This is a genomic window from Hymenobacter terrenus (genome assembly GCF_000972495.1).
Lineage (GTDB): Bacteria > Bacteroidota > Bacteroidia > Cytophagales > Hymenobacteraceae > Hymenobacter > Hymenobacter terrenus.
Genome location: NZ_LATM01000015.1, coordinates 19,836 through 42,372 on the forward strand (window position 1 = coordinate 19,836; position 22,537 = coordinate 42,372).

The window sequence follows — 22,537 nt, forward strand, 5'->3', positions numbered from 1 at the left end:
CAGCCCTAACTTAGTCGCGTTGCGGTTCTTGAGCCACTTGAGCTTTGCGGGCTGGCGCATGGCTAAGCATTTATGGCAAACCTCTTCCCGTCCCTTTCCTTTGAGCTGCACCTGACAACATGGCCATTGGCAGCCGCGCAGTTGCCGGGCTTCGAGGCACTGTGTCAGGCCGTCGGCGGCAAAGCATCTTCTAAACCGATTTTAGCTTCCAACAAAAAGGCCCGCCAATTGGCGGGCCTTTTTGTTGGAAGCTAAAATCGGAGCAGTAGCCAATGCCCCATTGGCAGTTATTCCACTACTACGCGCTGAATGCGAGGGGCGCCGCCCTCCGTCTGCACGCTGAGGAGGTAAGTACCGGAAGCCAGACCAGTCAGGGACAGCTCCGTGGTGCTGCCGCTGAAGGTGCTGGTTGCAACCGACTGCCCCAGCATGCTGCGGAGCGTGGCTTTGGCGTTGGTAGCCGACTCAGCCAAGTCGATGTGCAACGCACCCTTGCCCGCTACCGGGTTAGGCCACACGCTGAACTCGCCCGAAGAGTTGGATTTCGCCACCGGCTTGGCTCCCGAGCAAGTAGCAGATAGCACAAATGCCCCTTTGGCATTCTCGTAGCCACTCACGAAGACGCGGTACACTGTACCAGATACTGAATTGAAGGTCACGGACGAGGTAGTCGAGCTGGTCGAACACGTAGTATCATCATTACCTGTCACGCAAGTATAAGACCCGCAAGTGCCAGTGTACACAAACAGCTTGGTATCGAAGTTGGTGCTGGGGCTGCAGGTAGACAAGGTGATGGCTGAACCCGTACCGGTGATGGTGTAAAACACGCCCCCGCCATCAACCGAAGTCACGCAGGACGTAGTCGGGTCACCCGTAGACGTAGACCCGACAGTGGTGCCGGACAATGACTGCCCACAGCTCAGAGCCGTAGCGTTAGCACACAAATCGTTAGCCGGACCGGTCGATACGACAAAGTTCGTAGCCGAAGTGCCCGTCCCGCTAGGATTGGTTACGGCAATTGTCCCCGTAGTGGCTCCGGTCGGTACCGTGGCGGTAATTTGGGTGCTAGAGTTTGCGGTGAATGTAGGCGCGGTGGTACCATTGAATCTCACCTGCGTAACATTCGACAGGTTAGTGCCCGTGATAACGACGCTGGTACCCACTGGTCCCGAAGCGGGCGTGAAGCTGGTGATGGTGGGCGACGCCGACGCCACCGCTACCACGAAAGACGTGCCCGATGTGGCCGAACCTGCCGGGGCCGTCACACTGATGGGACCAGTGCTGCTGCCCGCGGCCACCGTGGCCGTAATCTGTGTGGCCGAGTTCACCGTGAAGCTCGAAGCCGCCGTACCGTTGAATCTAACGGCAGTAGCCCCCGTGAAATTGGAACCCTGCACCGTCACGACGGTACCAACTGGGCCGCTCGCGGGCGTGAAGCCGGTAATGGTGGTAACCTCAGTGGAGGGAGTGGAGGGAGTGATGGTGAAGTTGGTGTTCGAGATATCGAAGAAATAGTTATCCGCCGACTCTACCATGATGCGGGCTTGGCTCCTAGTTGTCGTAGGATTAGGCAAGGTCACCGTGGCCGAGCCGTCGTTGGCTTCATTCGTAGCCAGCACAGTCGGATAGGTCAGGCCACCATCAAGGCTAAGACGGATGTTGACCAAGGCACAGCTGACCGGAGCGGCCGTCGTACTGGCGACGTTCCAGGTCACGGTCCGGGCCGAGCCACCAGTCCAGCTCACGGCGGTATTAGGAGCCGTCACCACGAAAGGGCCAGCGGCGCTGCTCACGTTTAGGGTAACCAGGCTGCCGTTGTTCACCCCGCCGATAATACCGGCCAAGCCGCTGTGCTGGTCACGGACCGTGCACCGGAACTTCAGCGTGCGAGTGACCGTCGGCAGACGCTCGCCCAATGCAGTCGTGTTATTCACCAGGTCCGTCAGCCGGGGGAAGTAGCGCGTGCCACCGGTGACTGGCGCAAACGAGCGAAACAACGGCACGTTCTGATTAGCTACCTGGGCAGTCGTTGGCGAACCGGCAGGTCCTAAGTCGAGTTGCTCCCAAGAATAAGTCAGCGGGTCATTCTCCGCATCGGTGGCCGTGGCCGTCAGCTTGAAGGGCGTGCTCACGGGCAGCGTTTTGCCGCTGGCCGGGGCCGTTACCACGGGGGCCGTGTTGCCGGTGGCCGTAGTAGTGCCACACGTGGTGCTCTCGATGAAGGCCCGCATCTCTTCGTAGCTGCCCGTGTGGAAGAAAGCATCCGAGTTGGGCTGCAAGTTGTTTGCTGTGCCGCAGATACCCGCATAAGCCATGATGGTTGAACCCGAGCCCGGCTCGAAAGCCGTACTAGTATTGCGATTACCCGAGCAACTGCCTGAGTTGTTATTATTAAACGTGTGATTTCCAGAGAACTGATGGCCTATTTCGTGAGCCACGTAGTCGATATCGAACGCGTCACCCACAGGGCTGGGAGAACCCGTAACACCTCCGGCTTTCAACGAATTGTTGCACACTACACCGAGGTAGGCCACTCCGCCGCCGCCAGTGCTTACCACATGACCAATGTCATAGTTAGCCGAGCCAATAATCCGATCCACGTTGGATTGGTTCTGAGACAGCATAGCGCCCCCGTCGCTATTGGAATAGGCTGGTGAGGGTTGTGTGCCCGTGCCGCTCAGGAAGTTGAGCAGGTTGTTGTTGGGAACCATTACCAGGCGCACGGCCAGTTCTTTCTCATACACGCCCACCACCCGGTTCACGGTAGCCACCTTGCCAGCCATCACGCCGGAGGCGGTATTGCCTTTGGTCACGGCATATTCGGGCGTGTTGGCTAAGGCCAGGCGGTAGGTGCGCAACTGCGTGCCACTCGACCGGGCCATGACAGCACCAGCCTTGCCAGTTGCGGCGACCAGACGGGCGGCCGTCGCTTGCTCGTCGGCGGGGGTCGGCTTAAAGGCGCAGGCTAATTGCGAGCCGGCAGCCGCCCGGTTCATATCCCGGCGGTAGAACGCCAGGTAATGCCGGGAGTCATTCTGGCTCACTGGGTCAATGTAGAAGCTGTTGCCACCGTTGGTCAGCACTTGGGCGTGGAAACCCTGTGGCGATAAGTCGAGCCGTACCGAAGCTGCTGCATCGTCCAGGCCCACGCCGGCGTAGGTCTTGATGTCGGGGAACTGCGCTGCTAGCGCGGGCGCCATCACGGGCGCTTCGCGCAGGGCAAAGCGACCGATGCCGCCACCGGGCAAGGGCAACGCTAGCACCAGCGGCGCCGCACCAGCCTGGGTTTCCAGCGGGGCAGTAGCTAAAGCGGCGCGAAGACCAGCCACATCCAAGGTCAGGGCCTGGGAGTGCACGAGAGCAGCGGCCAGCTTCGAAGGGGCTGCCGCGCTCCGGGCTTGCCCGTCGACCTGAAAAAATTGGGGAGTGGTCTGCTGAGCGTGAGCGCCCAGCGTGAGACCCAAAGCCAATAGCAGGGCTCCTGTCCGGCGACCCAGGCTAACCGCTGAAGAAGTTGCCGACCGTAAGGTAGCCAGACAACCTTGGTAAGAATTTTTCATTGATAAAGGGGTTATGTTTTCACTAAAAAAAGAACTGATTTAGAGTAAAAATAACAACTATATGGCAGGTATTAAAGGATAATTTAAATATTTTGTCACATTTAATGTTTTGTACTTATTAGGTTGTATAAATCAACTTAAAAGTTATCTATTTAGTGACTCTCTGGCTATGTGATGCTTATTGCTTGGCCTAAATAAAAAAGCTCCGGGACTTGCCCGGAGCTTTTTATAATGAAACGGTGGTCAGTCGCGTAGAAGCAGCGTGTATTTCGGTTCGGTAGTACCCTTGACTCTACCGCCCGGCCGCACTGGCTTCTATCTCGACCAGTCCTTATTCTACCACTACACGCTGAATGCTTGGCACCCGGCCTTCCGTTTGCACGGTAAGCAGGTAGGTACCCGCAGCTAGGCCCGTGGTAGACAATTCGGCGGTGCTGCCGCTGAAGGCGCGGGTAGCGATAGTTTGGCCTACTACGTTGCGCAGCGTGGCTTGGGCCTTAGCAGCCGCCACCGCTAGGGCTACGTGCAGGGTACCTTTGCCCGCTACCGGGTTAGGCCACACGCTGAATTCGGTCTGATTAGCTTGGGCAGAAGCCGACAGCACAACCACGGTGAAAGGCGTGCCAGCGCTGACGCCGCCAGGGGTAGTCACCACCAGGTTGCCAGTAGTAGCACCTACCGGAACCGTGAAGGTGATGGTCGTAGCATTCACTACCGTGAAGCCCGGGATTGCTACACCATTCAAGGTTAAGTTGGTAGCTCCGGTGAGGTTCGTACCCGTAATCGTTGCCGTAGAGCCCACGGCACCACTGGTGGGGTTGACGCTGGTAATGGTGGGGGCCAGCGGCGCGCAGGTCGCAGTCAGGGTGAAGTTACCCGAGGCATTATCATAACCATTTACGAACACACGATATACAGTGCCTAGCACCGAGTTAAAAGTCAACGTTGAGCGGCTTCTAGAGCTACAGGTTGCATCATCATCGTTACTGCCATTGCAAACGTAGGCGTTGCAAGCACCACGATACACAAACAGCTGAGTATCAAAATTAGTAGCAGGGTTACAGGTTGTAAGAGTGATGGCAGTTCCTGTGCCGGTGATGGTGTAGAACACCCCGGCCCCTTCCACCATCAGGCTAAGGCAGCTGGCAGTGGGGTCGTCGAAGGTGGTGGCTCCCAGATTAGTACCAGTTACCGTTTGTCCACAGAGCAGCGGAAGGGCATCAGCGCACAAGTCATTGGCCACTGTGATTACCGTGAAGTCGGTAGTGGAAGAGCCAGGTCCACCGGGCCCAGTTACCGTAACAGGCCCCGTAGTGGCACCCGTGGGCACCGTGACGGTTAGCTGAGTATTGGAATCTACGGTGAAAATGGGAGCATTAGTGCCATTGAAGGCGACCTGCGTGGCACCCGTGAAGAAATTACCCGTTAGTACTACTACTGCGCCAACTTTGCCAAAAACGGGGGAGAACGAGGTGATAACCGGAGCCGGAATCACCGTGAAGCTCGCCGCTGAGACTCCCGAGCCGGTGGGTCCAGTCACGCCAATGGGGCCGGTAGTGGCACCAGCGGGCACCGTGACAGTAATCTGCGTAGCAGAGTTCACCGTGTATATAGGTGCGCTAGTTCCGTTAAACGTAACCCGCGTGGCAAACGAAAAATCGGTACCCGTGATAACAACCGTTCCGCCTACCGGGCCGGTTGTAGGAGTGAAACTGATGACCGTGGGCGGCGGACCAACGATGAATGGCGTGGCCGAAGTAGCAGTGCCCGTGGGCGCCGTGACGGTGATGGCACCAGTAGTAGTGCCAGCAGCCACCGTGGCCGTAATCTGCGTAGCCGAGTTCACGGTAAAGCTGGCAGTTGGCGTACCGTTGAAGTTAACGGCAGTAGCGCCCGTAAAATTAGAGCCGAGTATCGTTACCACCGTACCGGCCAAGCCGCCCCCGGGCGTGAAACTAGTAATAGTTGGTCCTACCGCGGGTGGGGTGATGGTGAAGTTAGCGTTTGAGATATCGAAGAAGTAGTTATCAGCCGCTTCCACCATTATCCGCGCCTGCGTTTGGTTAGTAGTGTAAGTATCGGGAGCCACCACCACGGCCGAACCGTCGTTGGCTTCGTTCGTAGCCAGCACCGTAGGATAGGTCAAGCCACCATCAAGACTGAGGCGAATGTTCACCAGGGCGCAACTCACCGGGGCATTGGTGGTGCCGGCTACGTCCCAGGTAATGGCTTGAGCAGCGCCACCCACCCAGTTCACGCTAGTATTGGGAGCCGTTACCACGAAGGGACCGGCAACACTACTCACGTCCAAGTTAACTAAGCCACTGTAGTTCACCCCACCAATGATGCCAGCCGGGCCACTGTGCTCGTCGCGGGCAGTGCACCGGAACTTCAGCGTGCGAGTGACCGTCGGCAGGCGCTCGCCCAATGCAGTCGTGTTATTCACCAGGTCCGTCAACCGAGGGAAGTAGCGCGTGGAGTCGGTGCTCGGCACGAAAGAGCGAAACAACGGCACGGTCTGATTAGCTACCTGGGCATCGCCCAGCGAGGCGGCAGGCCCTAAGTCAAGTTGCTCCCAAGAGTAAGTCAGCGGGTCATTCTCCGCATCGGTGGCCGTGGCCGTCAGCTTGAAGGGCGTGCCCACGGGCAGCGTTTTGCCGCTGGCCGGGGTGGTTACCACGGGGGCCGTGTTGCCGGTAGCCGTAGTAGTGCCACATGTGGTGCTCTCGATGAAGGCCCGCATCTCTTCGTAGCTGCCCGTGTGGAAGAAAGCATCCGAGTTGGGCTGCAAGTTGTTTGCTGTGCCGCAGATACCCGCATAAGCCATGATGGTTGAACCCGAGCCCGGCTCGAAAGCCGTACTAGTATTGCGATTACCCGAGCAGCTGCCTGAGTTATTGTTATTAAATGTATGATTTCCAGAGAACTGGTGACCTATTTCGTGAGCCACGTAGTCGATATCGAAGGCGTCACCCACGGGGCTGGCAGAACCTGTTACACCTCCGGCTTTCAACGAATTGTTGCACACCACCCCGAGATAAGCAACACCGCCGCCGCCAGTACTCACCACGTGACCGATGTCGTAGTTGGCCGAGCCAATAATCCGGTCTACGTTGGATTGATTCTCTGCCAACAAAGCACTACCATCGCTATTGGTAAAAGCTGGTACAGGCTGAGGGCCTGTACCACTCAAGAAGGTTAACTGGTCGTTGTTGGGCACCAGCACCAGGCGCACGGCCAGCTCTTTTTCATAAACACCCACTACCCGGTTCACGGTTGTTACCTTACCGGACATTACGCCTACCATGGTGTTGCCTTTGGTCAGGGCGTACTCGGGCGTATTGGCCAAAGCCAAGCGGTAAGTCCGCAGCTGCGAGCCACTCGACAGAGCTTTAGTGGCACCTTTCGTCTGGGCAGCCAGCCGCTGGGCCGTTGCTTTCAAATCGGCCTTGGTAGGCTCAAAGGCGCAGGAGAACCCCGAACCAGTCGCCGCACGGTTCATGTCACGCTTGTAAAAGCTAAGATAGTGGCGGGTATCAGTGCGGGTAGCGGGGTCGATGTAGAAGCTGTTGCCACCACTCGTGAGCACTTGGGCGTGGAAGCCCTGCGGCGATAGGTCGACGCGCACCGAAGCCGAGGCGTCGTCAAGGCCCACGCCAGCGTAGGTCTTAATCATTGGGAACCGCTCGGCTAGCGCAGGGGCCATTACCGGGGCTTCACGCAAGGCAAACCGGCCGGTAGAGCCGTTAGGCAGAGGCAGCGCGACCACGAGAGGCGCCGCATTAGCCCGACCTTCTAATGGGGCGGTGGCCAGGGCCGCACGCATGCCGGCCACATCCAGGGTCAGGGGTTTTGAGCGAAACAGCGCGGCCGCTAATGGCGACTTCGACGCGACGTTACGGGCTTCGCCATCGGCTTGGAAAAACTGCCGAGCTGATTGCTGAGCTTTGGCATTCAGGGCGATGCCTAGCATCACGAGCAGAGAAGCGCCAATGCGGCCTAAGCCCTTTCCGACCCCAGCAGGAACTGTCGACCGTTGGGGAGCTGGTCGGCGCTTGTAAGTTTGTGTCATTTGAAAGGTGATTTGGTATGAAAAGGTAAATCTAATGCAGAAACCCAGATTGGACAGGCGATTTGGGTCATAATTATTCGTCTCGCTGGTATTAGAGGCGTATTTTCTCCACCAAACGCTGCTTGCCTTGAGGATACTCGAACGAAGCATTGGTAAGCGGATGAATCAAAAAATAATCCTGCTCATCTTATAAGATAAAAGCTCATACTCAATCATAAGCAAGCATTGAGCTTCAGCTGTCACCCGAAGCCAAAACTGCCCCGGCAGAGCAGCCTCTTTTGGGGAAGCCACCACACCGAGGCGGTTATAAAATTACACCTACCAAATCAAGATATATTCGACGGATTGTGGGCCGAGCAACGAGCTAGCTCAGCCGGCCCGGAGGTATTTCACCATCAGTTCGGCCGCTTTCTTGGCGGCTTGGTGCTGCCCTAGCTTTTCGCGCAGCTCGGCATAGCCAGCTTTGAGGCGGGCCATGTATTCGGGGTCGGTGAGCATAGTTCGAAGCTCGTCGAGCAGGTTGCGGGCAGTAAAGTCTCCTTGAATCAATTCCTTCACCACGGCGCGCCCCGCAATAAGATTGACCAGCGAAATATAGGGCACCTTGATAACCATTTTGCCAATGGTGTAGCTCAATACGCTGGTACGGTAGCACACGATTTGGGGCACGCCAAACAAGGCGGTTTCGAGCGTGGCGGTGCCGCTAGTAACCAGCGCAGCTTTGGCGTGGCTCAGCAAGTCAAACGTCTGGTCGAACAGAAATTGGATGCCGTTGCGCTCGAAGTGGCGATAGTAGTTGGGGTCGAGATTGCTGACGCCGGCTACCACAAACTGGTACTCCTGAAAGCCCGGCAAAATGGCAATCATTTCGTGCAGCATCTCCTCAATCTCCTGCTTGCGCGAGCCTGGCAGCACGGCGATAATAGGCTTATCGGGGTCGAGGCGGTTGCGCTCGAAAAAATCGGCCGTGGGCTGAAACTCGGCCACCGCGTCGGCAGTCGGGTTGCCGGTGTAGTCCACACCATAGCCGAATTTCTGGTAGAACTCTTCCTCGAAGGGCAGAATGACGAACATCTTGTCTACCCGCGCCTTCACCTGCTCGACGCGACCCTGATTCCAGGCCCATATTTTGGGAGAGATGTAATAAAACACCCTGATGCCGTGCTCCTTAGCAAACTTGGCCATGCGCAGGTTGAAGCCGGCGTAATCCACTAAAATCAGTACATCGGGCTTAAAGGCCAGCAAGTCCTGTTGGCACTGTTTGAGGTAGCCCCGGAATTTTAGGATGCTGGTGGCGGCCTCCAGGAAACCCATAATGGCCAAATCCTGATAATGCCGTACCAATTCGCCGCCCTGGGCCTGCATTTGGTCGCCGCCGAAATAGCGAAACTGTGCGGCGGCATCCTGCCCGCGCAGCTCACGCATGAGGTTGGCAGCGTGAAAGTCGCCCGACCGTTCGCCGGCGATTAGATAGTACTTCATCTATTGGGTCATGAATTATGAGTTATGAATTTTTATTATGAATCATGCTGATTGGCAGCAAGATATGCCCTTCAACTCGTAACTCATAAATTCATAATTACCTCAGCCGTAGTACTCCACAAAATTACGTGGCGTCTCGTAGAGCTTTATGCAGTGCAGCTTGGCCGTGGTGATGGCGGGCAGCTCGCGCTCCAGAATCTGCCAGAAAGCAATGGCCAGATTTTCGGTACTGGCCATTTGGCCGGCCATGAATGGCACGTCCAGGTTGAGGTTCTTGTGGTCGACCTGCTCGGTAATGTGGGTGCGCAGCAGGTTGGAAAGAGCTTTTAAATCAACAACAAACCCGGTTTCGGGGTCGGGCTGGCCTTTCACGGTTACGATGAGGTCGTAGTTGTGGCCATGCCAGTTAGTGTTGGCGCACGGGCCGAAAACCTCGCGGTTGCGCTCATCGCTCCACTTAGGGTTGTGCAGCTTGTGAGCGGCGTTGAAATGTTCCTGGCGGCTAACGTAAATCATCCTGTAGTTGTCGGTTGTCGGTTGCTAGCTGTCAGCATGAAGTGGCGATGGCGCGACCTGACAACTGATAACGAACAATTGACAACCTATGAGTTTTCTGCCGCAAATATACGAAGAAGGGTACCCCGAACCGGGCCAGGCCCAACCTTGCTGGCGGCCCGGCCTACTGGAGTTGACCAGCGCGCTGGCTGACCGCAGGCCCGTGCAAGAACGCCCCAGTCGTTCAAACAGTAATGGCGGCAACGAGAAAGGCTAGGGCAAAGGCTGACCCGATGCCCCGTAGCCCGGCGCTCCGGTTTACCTTTGCAGTCTTCCCAAACCTGCCTAGTATGATAGTAGTCACTGGCGCGGCCGGCTTTATTGCCAGTTGCCTTGTTTCCCGCCTTAATGCCGCCAACTTCAACGACGTGGTCGTGGTGGATAATTTTTCCATCGAGAAGAAGCTGCCCAATATCCAGGGCAAAAAGCTGCGGGAGTATGTGGACCGGGAAACGTTCTTTGACTGGCTCGCGGCGAACCACGAGCAGGTGGAGTTCATCTTTCACCTCGGCGCCCGCACCGACACCACGGAGATGGACCCGGCTGTGTTCGATCTACTCAACCTAAACTACTCCAAGCAGATGTGGCAGGCTTGCGTGCGCTACAACCTGCCGCTGGTGTACGCCTCCTCGGCTGCTACATACGGCGACGGTACCCTCGGCTACACCGATACTGACGAGGCTCTGTTCCCGCTCTACCGCCCGCTAAACCCTTATGGCGAGTCCAAGAATAGCTTCGACAACTGGGCTTTGCAACAGCCCAAAAAGCCGTATTTCTGGGCGGGCCTGAAGTTCTTCAATGTGTACGGCCCCAATGAGTACCACAAGGGCCGCATGGCTTCGGTGATACTCCACGCCTTCAACCAGATTCAGCAAACCGGCTCGATGATGCTGTTTAAATCGCACAACCCCGACTACACCGACGGCGGGCAGATGCGTGACTTCGTGTACGTGAAGGACGTGGTGGAAGTGTGTTACTTTCTGCTGCACCACCGGAAAGATTCGGGCATTTATAACCTCGGCAGCGGCCAGGCCCGCACCTTCCTGGATTTGGCTCTGAACACATTCCAGGCATTGGGCCGCACCGCCGATATCCAGTTTAAGGATACGCCGGCGGACATTCGCGACAAATACCAGTACTTCACCGAGGCCAACATGAGCAAGCTACAAAGCATTGGCTACGACCGGCCTTTTACCCGCCTGGAAGACGGAATTGCCGATTACGTGCAGAATTACCTGGTACCCGGCCAGTATTTGTAGGCTGATTTTTTTAGCTTGCGGCAACTTGCATGGCATAAAACCATCTGAGCAGCCATCGGTTCCTCCAACTCCCTACGGCCCTGACTCCGGCTGTACTCTTGCGTTGAGCGTTAATCCTTCCCTCCTGCCCTTTTCACCCTCTGTTGCTAGCTGTGAATCATTCTGCCCATCCCGTTATCACCGTTGTGGGCGGCGGCTTCGCGGGCACGGCGCTGGTGTTGCAGCTGCGGCAGCAACCGGCCCTGGCCCACGCCAAAATCCATCTGATTGAGCCGCGGGAGGTACCGGGTCCGGGCTTAGCCTACACCGTCCGGCGCCCCGAATACCTGCTCAACGTGCGCCCAGGTGCCCTAAGCCTGTACCCAGATGTACCCAACCACTTCACCGAATGGCTGCGTGGCCAACCCGAAAGCGCGGCGGGCGTGCCTGAATTCGCGCCCCGCACCACGTATGGACGCTACCTCAACGAAGAATTAACCGCCGAGCTGACGGCGCCCGCCCCCGGGCCCGGCAGCCTGTGCTGGCACCAGACCACCGCCGTCGTAGCCCCGATTCGGCCCGATGGCCGCCGCGCTGTGCTGTTAGCTAATGGCACGACCCTCGTGAGTGACTTTGTGGTGCTGGCGATGGGCAACTTCCCCCCACCGCCACCTGCCGGACCCGACCACCGCTACCTCCACCACGACGCCTATCACACTGACCCCTGGGGGCCAGGCAACCTGCGCCGCATTGGCCCCGACGATAACGTGCTACTTATTGGCTCGGGCCTGACGGCGATGGACGTGCTGCTGGCCTTGCGGCAGGACGGCCACCGGGCGCCCGTAACCGTGGTGGCTCGCCACGGCCGCTGGCCCGCCACCCACGGCCCCGCTACGCCCACGTACCCCAACTTCTACCCGGAGTTGGCCGGCGAAACCACTGTTACGGGCGTGCTGGCCGTGTTCAAGCGCCACCTGCGCGCAGCGGCAGCTCAAGGCATCGACTGGCGGCCGGTGCTGGACTCGCTGCGCCCGGATTTGGGGCGCATGTGGGCGACGTGGCCGCTGCAGGAGCAGCGCCGATTTTTGCGGCACCTGGCCGGCTTGTGGGCCGTGACCCGGCACCGCAGTCCGCCCCAAAATGCCGCCACCATCGCTGCTCTTACCGCGGCTGGGCTGGTGCGGCTGCACGTGGGCACGGTGAAAGAAATACTGCCCGACGGCAACGTGCTGCGGGTGCGCGTGCGGCCCCACGATACCCCCGGCTGCTGGCACGTGGCCCAGCACGTGGTGTGCTGTACCGGACCACTGCTCGACTACGGCCGCATTGCCGACCCACTGGTGATGAGCCTACGCGACGCCGGCCACCTCTCGGCTGATTCGCTGCGGCTGGGCTTACTCACCGATACGCACGGGGCGCTGCGCGGGGCCGATGGCGTGGTCTCTACTACACTTTTCACCCTGGGGCCCAGCCGACGGCCAGCTTATTTTGAGTCGACGGCGGTGCCGGAGCTGCGGCGGCAGGCGGCAGAATTGGCTGTAGAATTAGCCAAGCGGGTAGAGCAAACCAGCGTTTCGTAGTCCGCTTACAGGGCTACCGGACGCAGCACCGGCGCATAAGCTCCGCTACGCAGCTGCAGATAGTAGAGGCCCGGCAAAAGTGCGGCTTGCGACCACAGCAGCTCGTGGTGGCCGGCTGCGGAAGGACCATCGAACAGGCGGGCCACTTCGCGGCCCGCCACGTCGAGCACCCGTAGTTGCACGGTATCCGTGGCGGGAATGGAGAAGGTGATGCGAGCGGTTTCGAGCATAGGAGTGGAAACAACATTCTCCAGGGCGGGCTCCACACTCAGCTCTTTGCGTAGGGTGAATGAGTCGACCAACTGCCCGGTGCGGGTGTAGAAGCGCAGACGGAGGCTGTCGGCGCTGGCTTCGAATAGCTGAGCGCCATAGTCGGAATTGTAACGAAGCAGGCTACCCGGCATGGGCTGCAGAGCAACGTTGTAGATGCTGCGGCCACCCAGGCCGTTGATGCAGTACAGTAGCCCGTCTTCTACCAACCGTTCGTAGTGATGGTCGTGCCCCGAAAGCACTAGTGAGGCACCCCAGGCCCGGAATGGCCAGCGCATGGCCACAGTGCTCCCATGCTGGCCCGACGAATACGGCGCGTGATGGAAGTAGACCACTTTCCAGGGCTCTCTCGCCGCGGCCAACTGTTTACGCAGCCAGCGGGCCTGCCGCGAGGTAGCCCGATTGCCGTGCAGTCCACTAGAAGCGCTGTTGAGCACGAAGAAATGTACCTGACCGCGCACAAAATCATAGTACCGCTCATTACCAGGCAAAGTGAAATAGTCTCGATAGGGCCGGCCGTGCTTGGTGTACAGGTCATGGTTGCCGAGACAGGGGAAAAATCGGTTTTCTGAGGCGCCGGGGCCGTAGCTGCCACGGTACGGCGCAATAAATTCGTGGTAATACTGGCCGATGTTCGCGTCGATGGTGTTGGCCGCGCCTCGGTCGTAATTATTATCCCCCATCGTAATGATGAAGTCCGGATTCCAGCTTTTGACCAACTGAGCCACATCGCGGTTAGGCTCACCGGCAAAACCGTAATCGCCGATGGCGGCAAAACGCTGCGCCAAGGCTTGCTGCGAACTCAGCAGAAAAACGGCCAGTAGTAATGGGACGGTGAAAGTGCGGAAAAGAGCAGCTATTATCAAAGCTTGAGAGACGGTCTGTGTTATTTTATATTGAGCGAGGTCGTACTAGTAGGGCTATTCCTCGCGTCACCAAGGGGCCCCATGCTAGTCGAGCGAACATAAACAGCTTCCAAAAAAAGGCTGTGCCTATTAACTACCAAGTACGAGAACATCTTTTTCAAGCCTAAGGTCAGGGAAGGATACGATTCTGCAAACAAAAAGCCGCTCTACGGAGCGGCTTTTGTGGAATATTATTAAGGTAGCCATTGCTTAGGCCGCGAGCGCCGGGTATAGCGGCAGTACAGGTGCTTCGGGGGTGGTAAGCGGGAAAGATGGGCTGATATCGGCCAAACGAGCGGGTGCGGCAGCAGCATGCGTTTGGTCGGCGTGGCGACGCAGGGCGCGCATCAGCAGGTACTTATATTTCTCGGCATCGGCAAGGGCTTGCTCGATGGCTTGCACGGCATCGGCATAGGCCACCACGGGCTGTAGTTCGCGGCGCGGGCGGCGGGCTTCGAAGACGTGCGGAGCGAGGTATTCGGCGGCTGATTTCATGACAAAAACGAACTGATTATGAAGGCGAAACGGCCTGCATTACTAACCAAAAAACAGCAGGTTTCATTCCCCAGAATTCTGCTTTCATTCGGTATTTTCCACTAAAAAAGCTGAACCAAAAGCGGCGATGACGGCCCGGTTTACCTAACGATTTTCAGCACTATCTTGCCGAACTGCGACCCGCTTTCGAGGCGGCGCAGCGCAGCTTCGCCCGTCGCCAGGGGGAATATTTCGTCAATTACGGGCACGATGCGCTTTTCCGTGACCAATGCCAGCATCTCCGCAAAATCCTGCTCGCTGCCCATCGTCGAGCCCAGGATGCTGAGCTGCTTCCAGAACACCTTGGCAGGTGGCAGGTCGGGAATCGCGCCCAAGGTACCGCCGTAGAACACGATGCGCCCGCCCGAGGCAGCAGCGTCGAGCAGGGAATTGAAGGCCGCACCAGCGGCGCTGTCGATGATAACATCGAACGGGCCACCGGCTTGCTGTACGAGGGTTTTTACCCAGTTTTCAGCGTTGTAATTGATACCGCCGCGGACGCCTAGTGTCTGGGCTCGGGCCAGCTTTTCAGCAGAGCTGGAAGTTACCCAGACCTCGGCCCCCCGGGCGGCGCACAGCTGCGCCGCCAGCAATGCCACGCCCCCACCCACGCCCGTCACCAGCACCCGTTCGCCGGGCTGCACCTGGGCACGGGTGAAAGCGGCCCGGTAGGCGGTGAGGCCCGCCAGCGGCAGCGCGGCGCCTTGCTCAAACGAGAGGTGCGCGGGCAACGGGTGGATGTAGCGGGCGGACAGGCTGATGTATTCGGCAAACGTGCCAGGGTCGGGCATGCCGAGCACCACGAACTCTTTGGCCTGGGCGCGGGAATTGTCGCCCCAGCGCAGGCCGGGGTTGATGAGCACGCGGGCCCCGACGCCGGGCGCTTCGGCAGGTACGTTGTCGCCATGAGCCGCTACTTCGCCGGCGCCATCGGCACCCAGCGTGCAGGGCAGCTTGATGCCCGCATATTGACCCTTTTGGATCCAGACGTCGCGGTGGTTGAGGGCAGCGGCGTGGAGCTTCACCAGGATTTCGCCGGGAGCAAGCGTGGGAACGGGAATATCACGAACCGTCGCGGGCTGATGAATGGCATCGAGTTGAAGAGCGTGCATTTTAAATATTATGAAACGATAAATGAAGGACCAGCAGAAGTACTTGGTACAATCTAAGCCTGCTGGGGCGTTGTTTAGCGGGAGTAGTAGCTGGCGCCCTCTTTTGCTCCGCGTAGCGCTTCACGCCTCACCAAGCGTAGCAGTTCTCATCCCGACCAACGCCAGCGGGCCGGCTACCAACAGGCCGGTAATCAGGCCACCGAGGTGGGCGGCATTGTCGATGTTGCCGGTTACGCCGGAGATGAGGTTGCTGAGCACCAGGTATAGCACCAGCCCGAGCATGGCGCGGCGGTCAGACTTATCGAGCACCAGCTTTTTACTCACTAGCAAGGTTAATAAAAAGCCGTAGAGGCCGAAAATGGCTCCGCTGGCGCCTACCGAATTGATGCCATTGGTATGCCACCACAGGCTGGCCAGACTGCCGCCCACGCCACTGGCCAGGTATACCAGCAACAGGCGCACCGGCCCCACCCGGTCTTCAACCAACAGCCCCAAGAGCCAGAGCGAGAACATATTCAGCAGTAGATGCGACAGCCCGGCGTGCACGAATACGCAGCTCAGCAGGCGCCACGGCTCACCGTGCAGCGTGAGGCTCGACACGTTAGAGCCCCAACTCACAAGCTGTTGGCCGCTAGGGTTGGAGGCTGACACCCCGCTTAATACCATCAGCGCGAAAATCAACAGGTTGAGGTCGAGCAGCAGCGGCGTGACCAAGAAGCGGCGCGAGGGGATAAACAGGCCCCGCAGCAGCTGACCGATGAGTTCAGGCCAGGTTTCAGCTTCGGGGGGCGGGGCGGGAGGCTGGGGGCGCGGGGCGTCGGGCAGCAGGCCGCGGCGCTTGAGTTCGGCCATGGCGGCAGTTCCCACGGCGGGCGGGTAGCGGGCGGCGTTCTGAGCCAGGTACAGCAATTCGGCGTCGGGCTTCTGGGCGAAGAGCTGGGCAGCCAGCGCGGCCGTAGACCCAGCCGGGGGAAGGTTATTTTCGGGAGCGGTTGGTTCCATAGTACACGGCACGCGGCAAGGAGTGCGCCACTATTGCCAACCGGCCACTTTGCCAGGGTGCGGCCCGCTAACCTCAGTTGGCGGGAGATTTCGCTTTGAGCAGAATACGCTTGTAGGGCTGACCCGACACAGGTGATACGGGCAGCAGGCCGCCCACCAGGTCCTGCACTTCGGTTATGCGGCTCTTTATTTCCATATCAGTCAGAAATTTGCGACCGGGCAGCAGGCCCGGCAACTGGTCGAGAATGTGCTGCTGGCCGCTGGCGGCCTGGCTCATGCGGCTGAGCTTCTCGCGCATCACCGGCCCGAACTTGTAGCTGTACACATTGGCATCATTCCAGATTTGCCACGTTCCGCGGGCCACCAAGGCTTGGTCGGCAAACATCGGCCCGGCTTTACCATCGTAAGCTTGGTTGATGAGGTACTCACTCTGAGTTTCGGCGGCCCAGAAGCGCTTGGAAAGCTCCCGGAACTGGCGCAGATGTTGGGCGTCGGCTTTCTCGGCGGCGGGCACGTCGCGCAGCTGCCGGGCTACGGCGGCAGCCACCACGCCATCGTAGTTGGGAATGGCCGAAGTGGCCACTTCTATAAGGCGAGGCGGGGCTTTGCGCACCTTGGCCGGGGCGGCGGCCACCACGGACGACGGGCTGTTTTTTTGCTTAATGAGGTAAAATACGGCGAGGCTGATTACCAATAAAACCGTCAGGCCCAGAATGTAGAGGCCAGTTTTTGGAGCGGCATCCTCGTTTGCGGGCGGGTATTCTGTTGATGGCGGGGGCGGCGCTACGGGCGCGGACGGTGCCACTCCCCGGCGGCGCAATTCGCGCTGGGCAGCTTCTACCATGCCGGGGGCATAGTGTGCGGGGTGCTCGACAAAAAACAGCAGCTCGGCGTCGGTTTTTTGGTAATAGAAGTCAGGGGTGGAGTCGGGCACGGGCGGGGATTGAAACCAATAAAATGAAAGGAGGCAGCAAGATGGCAAACGCCGCGCAATTTAGCCCGGCCCAACCGTGCGCGGCGCCCGCCGTAAACCCCTGCGCCATGCCTCAACGGCGCCTTGATCCATTCCCTACATTTTCCCACATATGCCCAGCCCCGAGCAAATCCCCACCGACCCGCATCCCGACCAGGCCAGCACCGGCGGCCAAACCACGCCGCAAGACGCTGACCAGGACCAAAACGCCCGCGGCAACCCCGAAGCCGGCACCGCCGCCGACGGCGCCATTCCCGAAAGCACCCAGGAGAATATGGGCGACGGTGCGGGCATCCGCGGCGACTACGGCAACGCCAGCCAGACCAACGGCCTCGAAGGCGGCCCCGACGAAACCGATACCGAGCTCACCGGCTCGTAAGCAAGGCTGCCCGCAGCTATGTGTAGCGCGCAGTGCAAGGCTGCGCGCTACAATCTTGTAATTTGCAGCAATTATCCGTGTTGCTGCTTTTTTAGATTAATGCTTCGTTCGCTCCCCGCTAGTTGGTTTCTATCTTTTTTATTGCTCAGCTGGCTGAGCTTCGCTACGCCGGCCCAGGCCCAGACAGCGGCCGATTCAACCAGCCTCCCGCCGCCCAAGCGCGAGCTGCGCGGCATGTGGATTGCCACCGTCGAAAACATTGACTGGCCCAACCAACGGGGCGAATCGCCGGACCAGTACCGCCGCGAGTACCGCCGCCTGCTTGACGCCGGCCAGCGCACCGGCCTCAATGCGGTATTCGTGCAAATCCGCCCGGCGTCGGATGCCTTTTACAAATCGAACTTAGAGCCTTGGAGCAGATGGCTAACCGGGATGCAGGGCAAGGCTCCGGCCGACGGCGACGACCCCCTGCCCTTCCTCATCACCGAAGCGCACCGGCGCGGCATGGAGTTTCATGCCTGGTTCAACCCCTACCGCGCCAGCATGGATTCGGTGACGCGCCGCCTGGCGGCCAACCACCCCTACCGCCAGCACCCCGAGTGGTTCTTGAGCTACGGTGGGCGGCTGCTATACAACCCCGGCCTACCAGCAGTGCGCGCCCACATCACCCGCGTGATTTTGGATGTGGTGCGTCGCTATGACATCGACGCTGTCCATTTCGACGACTATTTCTATCCCTACCCGGAATCGGGCAAGATACTTCACGACGAAGCCGCCTTCCGCGACTTCAACCCCGAAGGCATCGCAAACCTGGGCGACTGGCGCCGACACAACGTAAACGTGCTCATTCACGACCTGCACGACAGCATTCAGGCCACCAAGCGCTGGGTAAAATTCGGCATCTCGCCCTTCGGCGTCTGGATGAACAAATCGGCCAACCCACTGGGCTCCGACACCCGCGCCGGCCAGCCATCCTACTCCAACTTATTCGCTGACTCGCGGCTGTGGCTGGAAAAAGGCTGGATTGACTACATCCTGCCCCAACTCTACTGGAGCACGAATTTCCGCCTCGTGCCCTACCCCATTTTGCTGGAATGGTGGACCCGCAACCACTTCGACCGCCATCTCTACATCGGCCACGGCACCTATCGGATGCTGGAAACCACCCGCTCCGACACTACCTGGCGCAACCCGCGCGAGTTGCCCCGCCAAATCAACCTCAACCGCTCTTACGATGGCGTAGTGGGGGGCAGCGTGTTTTTCTCGGCGAAATCGGTGCTCGCCAACCCCCTCCGCACTACCGACGCGCTACGCCAAGACCTGTTCCGCTACCCCGCCCTGGTGCCCACCATGCCTTGGCTCGACGCCGTGCCGCCCCTGCCCGTGACCAACCTCACCCTGCGCCGCCTCGGCCAATCCGTCACGCTGAGCTGGCAGTCGGGCCCACCCGCCTCCGACGGCGACGCGGCCACTTACTACGTGCTCTACCGCTTCGGGGCCAACGAACCGTCCACGCCCAACGACCCGCGCCGCATCCTGGCGCTGCCCCGACCCGCACCGGGCTACCCCGCCACCTTCGTCGATACCACCGCCCGGCCCGGTCAGGCCTATGCTTACTACGTCACGGCCGTCGACCGCCTGCACAACGAGAGCCGGCCGATGCGTGTCATCACCACCGGCCAGCAGGGCCCCGAACTGGCTGTGGGCCAGGCACCAGTCGGCACGGGGCGGCCTGCTTCATCGGCCGTAGCCAACCAGTCGGGCACCGGCCGACCGCAGACCGACCCACGCTTCACCCTACCCAACAGTGACAGCCCGGATAAAGCCGCGCCCTTCACAAAAGTTAAAAGCAAGCAAAAGACCAAGAAGCGCGGCTTCTTTGCCCGGCTGTTTGGTAAGAGGTAGCACCTCACCCCCTGCCCCCTCCCCGCAAGAGAGGGAGTCAGGGGTGAGGTGCTACAGTGCCTTAATATTCAGGCTCACTACCACATCCGTAAGAGAGGTCCGGTTGATGCCGGCCACTTGCACCACCGCGTACTGGTCGAGGCCGCGCAGCTTGAGGATGATGACGTCGCCGACCACAATGTTATCAAGCGTAGTGACCTGAGCCGTGGCCGCGGCGGTGTTGTAGGCTTGCCGGATATTGTTCAGCGTGGTGCCCGCGTAGATGGCCGCGGTGGAGCGCACTAGGCGGGTGTCCGTGCTCAAGGTCCGGAATTGCACGGCGTTGCTACTCGTACTGCTGATGGTCAGGTCCTTGCTGGTAGCCGGGCCTGCCGCTGCGACGGCGGTGAAAGTGGTCAAGTCGAGAGCGGCTAGGTCGCCACCAGTGGTACCGGTGTAGGTGAGCGTCTGGGCCCGGACGGCGGCCAAGGGCGTGGCTGTGCCCAACGTGATGGGCACGGCCGTAGCCGAGCTGGCCCGGACGTTGGGCGTGCCCAGATACCGGCTCTTGGCCTCGAAGCGGAACACGATGTCCTGTCCGGCAGTGCCAGTAGGCAGGGTCACATCGACGTTGATGGTGCTAGCGGCCCCGCTTTGAGTGCCGGCCGCAGGCAGGCGCTGGCGGGCGAAGCGCCGCTCAGGAGCCCCACCGATTCGCACGTAGGTAACCAGGCTGTCGAGGTTATTGAAGAGCACGGCCGTGGCCACCGGCGGCGCGGCTGGCCGCTCGGGGTAGGTATTAATGCCGTTTTCGTTCAGCAGTAGTCTATAGCGCACCACGTCACCACTAATCAAAGGGGCAGCGGCAGGAGCCGTTAGGTTAGTAGCCGATACGACACGGACCGTGGGCGTAGCCTCGGCCACCCGGAAAGGAACCAAGCGCGTCTTGGTCAGCCCGTTCTGGCTTACCACCACGGCCGAGAAGCGCACCCGCGCTTGGTTTGGACTAAGGGGCAGCACCACCCTCACCACCAGCGTATCGGCAAATTTGAGACGCGAATAAGCAGCCTGGGTGCCCGGCAACGTCTGTACCACGGTTGAGTCCGTAGCCGGCTCGATGCGCTGGAAAATACGAATTTCCTGAATCGGAGCGCTCTGCGCAGCAAATTGCAACTCCACGGGCACGGTTTCGCCGACGGCGTACTTCGTAGCCAAGCCGAGAGAATTGCTGAGGATGGTTGGGTACCGGTCGTCGCTACTCACCGCGTAGGGGCGCTCTTCGTTTTTCTGGCAGCCAGCAAGCAGGCCAATCACCAAGGCTGCTACGGAAGCGAGTCGAAAAATATTGCGTTGGATTATCATGACATTGCAGGGATAATGAGAAAGACGAAGCAGCCAGCGGCTACTGGTCCCACCACACTTTTTGGGTGAAAAACCTGGGGTTGAGACCATTCACCGTACCGTCTTGGCCGGTAAGTCCTCGCACCCGGGCAGTATTAAGCGCTACTTCCCGTTCGGCAGGCAGCAGGCGTCGCGGGTACTCGCCGCCCGCATCGGGATTGGCTCCGGCCGGGAATGTCAGGTTGGGGTAGATGTCGGGGCTGAAATCGTAGCGGCGCATATCGGTCCAGGCTTCTGGATTTAGGAACAGGGCGATGTACTTCTGCTGCATGATAGCGCGCGGCACGTCGGGCGCGCTGGGCGAAGCCAGCTCTGCTTCGGTCTGGGCCACCGCGCTGCTGGCCAGGTAAGTGGCGATTTGAGCAGGCGTAATGACTGGGATAGGGGCCGGCGCATCGGGGGCGAGCGGGGTGGTGGTGCCACCTACTCCAATCTTGGTCATGTGCGCCTCAATGCCCTTCCGGTAAGCCGTCAACGCCGCTGTGCGCTGCCCCGCCAGAAACGCGGCCTCGGCCTTGATGAACAGCAACTCGTGGTATGTAATGACCTCTTGGTACCCTAGCTCGCGGGCATAAAACGATTTGTAGAAGTCGGTGGGCACCGTGGTGGGCAGTGGCCCGCCGCCGCGGCCGGGGTCGGCACCGGTACTGGTGGCGGTGGCCATCACGGGCAGGCGCGGGTCGATGACCCCAGCAAAGGTGCCCCCATTCAGGAACTTGATAAAATTGGCGCCGTAGGTGGCCGTGTTAAAATTAGTGCGGATTGGCGCGTAGAAGTTGGTGGTACTGGCAAGCCCCGGCCCCGGATTCGCAAACTGCAGCTGGCAGTCGTCGGCCGACGATTGAAAGCCCTTGTCGACATATTCGAGCACCTTGGTGGGCTCGTATTTACTTCCTTTTTTGGTGAGGTGCTGGAGTTGCCGCGCCTTGAGTGACCAAGCAAGGCGAATCCACTTCAAGGGGTCGCCGCGGTACAGAATGTCGCCGCTGGGGCTGGGTACGGTCGAATAAAACTGTCGCTTGTTTTCCGACGCCGGCTTGCTCATTTCCACAATCCCTTCATCGAGCAGCTTCTGAATATCGTCGTAGAGCTGCTCCTGCGGGTCGTAAGCCGGCGAAAAGTTGTCTTCCCGAAACGCCTCCCGGTACGGAATGTCGCCGAGCATATCAGTGGCGTGGCTCAGAATCAAGGCCATCATAATCTTGCCTGCGCCCACGTAGTAGGGCGAGCCTTCTTCCTGGGCCAGCTTCAGCATGGGCGGAATGTTGCCGCCCACCAAAAAGTAGGTGTTGTTGAAAGTCGGGTTGCTGTTGGCAGTAGTAAGAAAGTACTGGTCAGCAGCGCCGGCAGAGGCCGAGCGGGCAGCCACGTACTGCGTGATGTAGGCCGTGCGCAAGCTCGTGGAACCCTGGATGGCCAGTCCGTTACTGATAATACTGGGCAACAGAAAGTTCGGAGTAGTTTCGGTAGGACTGTTGGGGTCCGTGTTTTTGTCGAGAAAGCTCTCGCAGCCGGTTAGCACCGGCCCGGCCAGGGCAAGGACCAACACGATGAGTAACCTTTTCATATAAGTCAAATTCGAAAGTCCGG

17 protein-coding genes are annotated in these 22,537 nt (G+C 59.4%); 6 read left to right on the top strand and 11 right to left on the bottom strand.

What is annotated here, in order from left to right:
- The first annotated feature begins 72 nt into the window (after positions 1-72).
- On the top strand, positions 73-255 hold the full coding sequence (locus WX88_RS16960; protein ID WP_046245593.1) for a hypothetical protein: 183 nt from the start codon (positions 73-75) through the stop codon (positions 253-255).
- 32 nt (positions 256-287) lie between these two features.
- Here the strand turns inward: WX88_RS16960 and WX88_RS30190 are convergent, their stop codons facing one another.
- The 4 genes from WX88_RS30190 to WX88_RS16980 form a co-directional block, all read right to left on the bottom strand.
- On the bottom strand, positions 288-3,560 hold the full coding sequence (locus WX88_RS30190) for a reprolysin-like metallopeptidase (RefSeq protein WP_156176217.1): 3,273 nt from the start codon (positions 3,558-3,560) through the stop codon (positions 288-290).
- A 331-nt stretch (positions 3,561-3,891) separates the two neighbouring features.
- Complete coding sequence (locus WX88_RS27900) at positions 3,892-7,632, bottom strand: reprolysin-like metallopeptidase (RefSeq protein ID WP_197076820.1); 3,741 nt, start codon at positions 7,630-7,632, stop codon at positions 3,892-3,894.
- Between the two features lie 369 nt (positions 7,633-8,001).
- Positions 8,002-9,114, bottom strand: coding sequence for a lipid-A-disaccharide synthase (lpxB, locus tag WX88_RS16975; RefSeq protein ID WP_046245594.1), 1,113 nt, complete (start codon positions 9,112-9,114; stop codon positions 8,002-8,004).
- A 102-nt stretch (positions 9,115-9,216) separates the two neighbouring features.
- Positions 9,217-9,630 carry a 6-pyruvoyl trahydropterin synthase family protein gene (locus WX88_RS16980; protein ID WP_046245595.1) on the bottom strand — a complete coding sequence of 138 codons (414 nt, stop codon included), beginning with the start codon at positions 9,628-9,630 and terminating at the stop codon, positions 9,217-9,219.
- 88 nt (positions 9,631-9,718) lie between these two features.
- On the opposite strand from WX88_RS16980, the gene WX88_RS30890 reads away from it, so the two are divergent.
- The 3 genes from WX88_RS30890 to WX88_RS16990 all read left to right on the top strand — a co-directional run bounded on the left by WX88_RS30890 (position 9,719) and on the right by WX88_RS16990 (position 12,487).
- On the top strand, positions 9,719-9,886 hold the full coding sequence (locus tag WX88_RS30890; RefSeq protein ID WP_197076821.1) for a hypothetical protein: 168 nt from the start codon (positions 9,719-9,721) through the stop codon (positions 9,884-9,886).
- Between the two features lie 73 nt (positions 9,887-9,959).
- On the top strand, positions 9,960-10,928 hold the full coding sequence (rfaD, locus tag WX88_RS16985; protein WP_046245596.1) for an ADP-glyceromanno-heptose 6-epimerase: 969 nt from the start codon (positions 9,960-9,962) through the stop codon (positions 10,926-10,928).
- A 152-nt stretch (positions 10,929-11,080) separates the two neighbouring features.
- Positions 11,081-12,487, top strand: a complete 1,407-nt coding sequence (locus WX88_RS16990) for an FAD/NAD(P)-binding protein (RefSeq protein ID WP_197076822.1) — start codon at positions 11,081-11,083, stop codon at positions 12,485-12,487.
- A 5-nt stretch (positions 12,488-12,492) separates the two neighbouring features.
- On the opposite strand, the gene WX88_RS27905 is transcribed toward WX88_RS16990, so the two are convergent.
- The 5 genes from WX88_RS27905 to WX88_RS17015 form a co-directional block, all read right to left on the bottom strand.
- A complete protein-coding gene (locus tag WX88_RS27905; RefSeq protein ID WP_052732795.1) occupies positions 12,493-13,623 on the bottom strand; it encodes a metallophosphoesterase family protein in 1,131 nt (376 codons plus the stop codon).
- Positions 13,624-13,872: 249 nt separating this feature from the next.
- A complete protein-coding gene (locus WX88_RS17000) occupies positions 13,873-14,157 on the bottom strand; it encodes a hypothetical protein (RefSeq protein WP_046245598.1) in 285 nt (94 codons plus the stop codon).
- A 140-nt stretch (positions 14,158-14,297) separates the two neighbouring features.
- The gene (locus WX88_RS17005; protein ID WP_046245599.1) at positions 14,298-15,308 is read right to left on the bottom strand and encodes a zinc-binding dehydrogenase; all 1,011 of its coding nucleotides are present in this window, start codon (positions 15,306-15,308) and stop codon (positions 14,298-14,300) included.
- 120 nt (positions 15,309-15,428) lie between these two features.
- Positions 15,429-16,310, bottom strand: a complete 882-nt coding sequence (locus WX88_RS17010) for a rhomboid family intramembrane serine protease (RefSeq protein ID WP_052732796.1) — start codon at positions 16,308-16,310, stop codon at positions 15,429-15,431.
- 73 nt (positions 16,311-16,383) lie between these two features.
- Positions 16,384-17,244, bottom strand: a complete 861-nt coding sequence (locus WX88_RS17015; RefSeq protein ID WP_046245600.1) for a hypothetical protein — start codon at positions 17,242-17,244, stop codon at positions 16,384-16,386.
- Positions 17,245-17,395: 151 nt separating this feature from the next.
- Between WX88_RS17015 and WX88_RS17020 the strand changes: the two genes are divergently transcribed.
- Positions 17,396-17,662: a hypothetical protein gene (locus tag WX88_RS17020; RefSeq protein ID WP_046245601.1), complete on the top strand. Its 267-nt coding sequence runs from the start codon at positions 17,396-17,398 to the stop codon at positions 17,660-17,662.
- Positions 17,663-17,761: 99 nt separating this feature from the next.
- Positions 17,762-19,567: a glycoside hydrolase family 10 protein gene (locus WX88_RS17025; protein ID WP_046245602.1), complete on the top strand. Its 1,806-nt coding sequence runs from the start codon at positions 17,762-17,764 to the stop codon at positions 19,565-19,567.
- A 51-nt stretch (positions 19,568-19,618) separates the two neighbouring features.
- Here the strand turns inward: WX88_RS17025 and WX88_RS17030 are convergent, their stop codons facing one another.
- Positions 19,619-20,908 (bottom strand): hypothetical protein, encoded by a 1,290-nt coding sequence (locus WX88_RS17030; protein ID WP_046245603.1) that lies wholly within the window; start codon positions 20,906-20,908, stop codon positions 19,619-19,621.
- A gap of 40 nt (positions 20,909-20,948) precedes the next feature.
- Positions 20,949-22,514 carry a SusD/RagB family nutrient-binding outer membrane lipoprotein gene (locus tag WX88_RS17035; protein WP_046245604.1) on the bottom strand — a complete coding sequence of 522 codons (1,566 nt, stop codon included), beginning with the start codon at positions 22,512-22,514 and terminating at the stop codon, positions 20,949-20,951.
- Positions 22,515-22,537 lie beyond the last annotated feature (23 nt).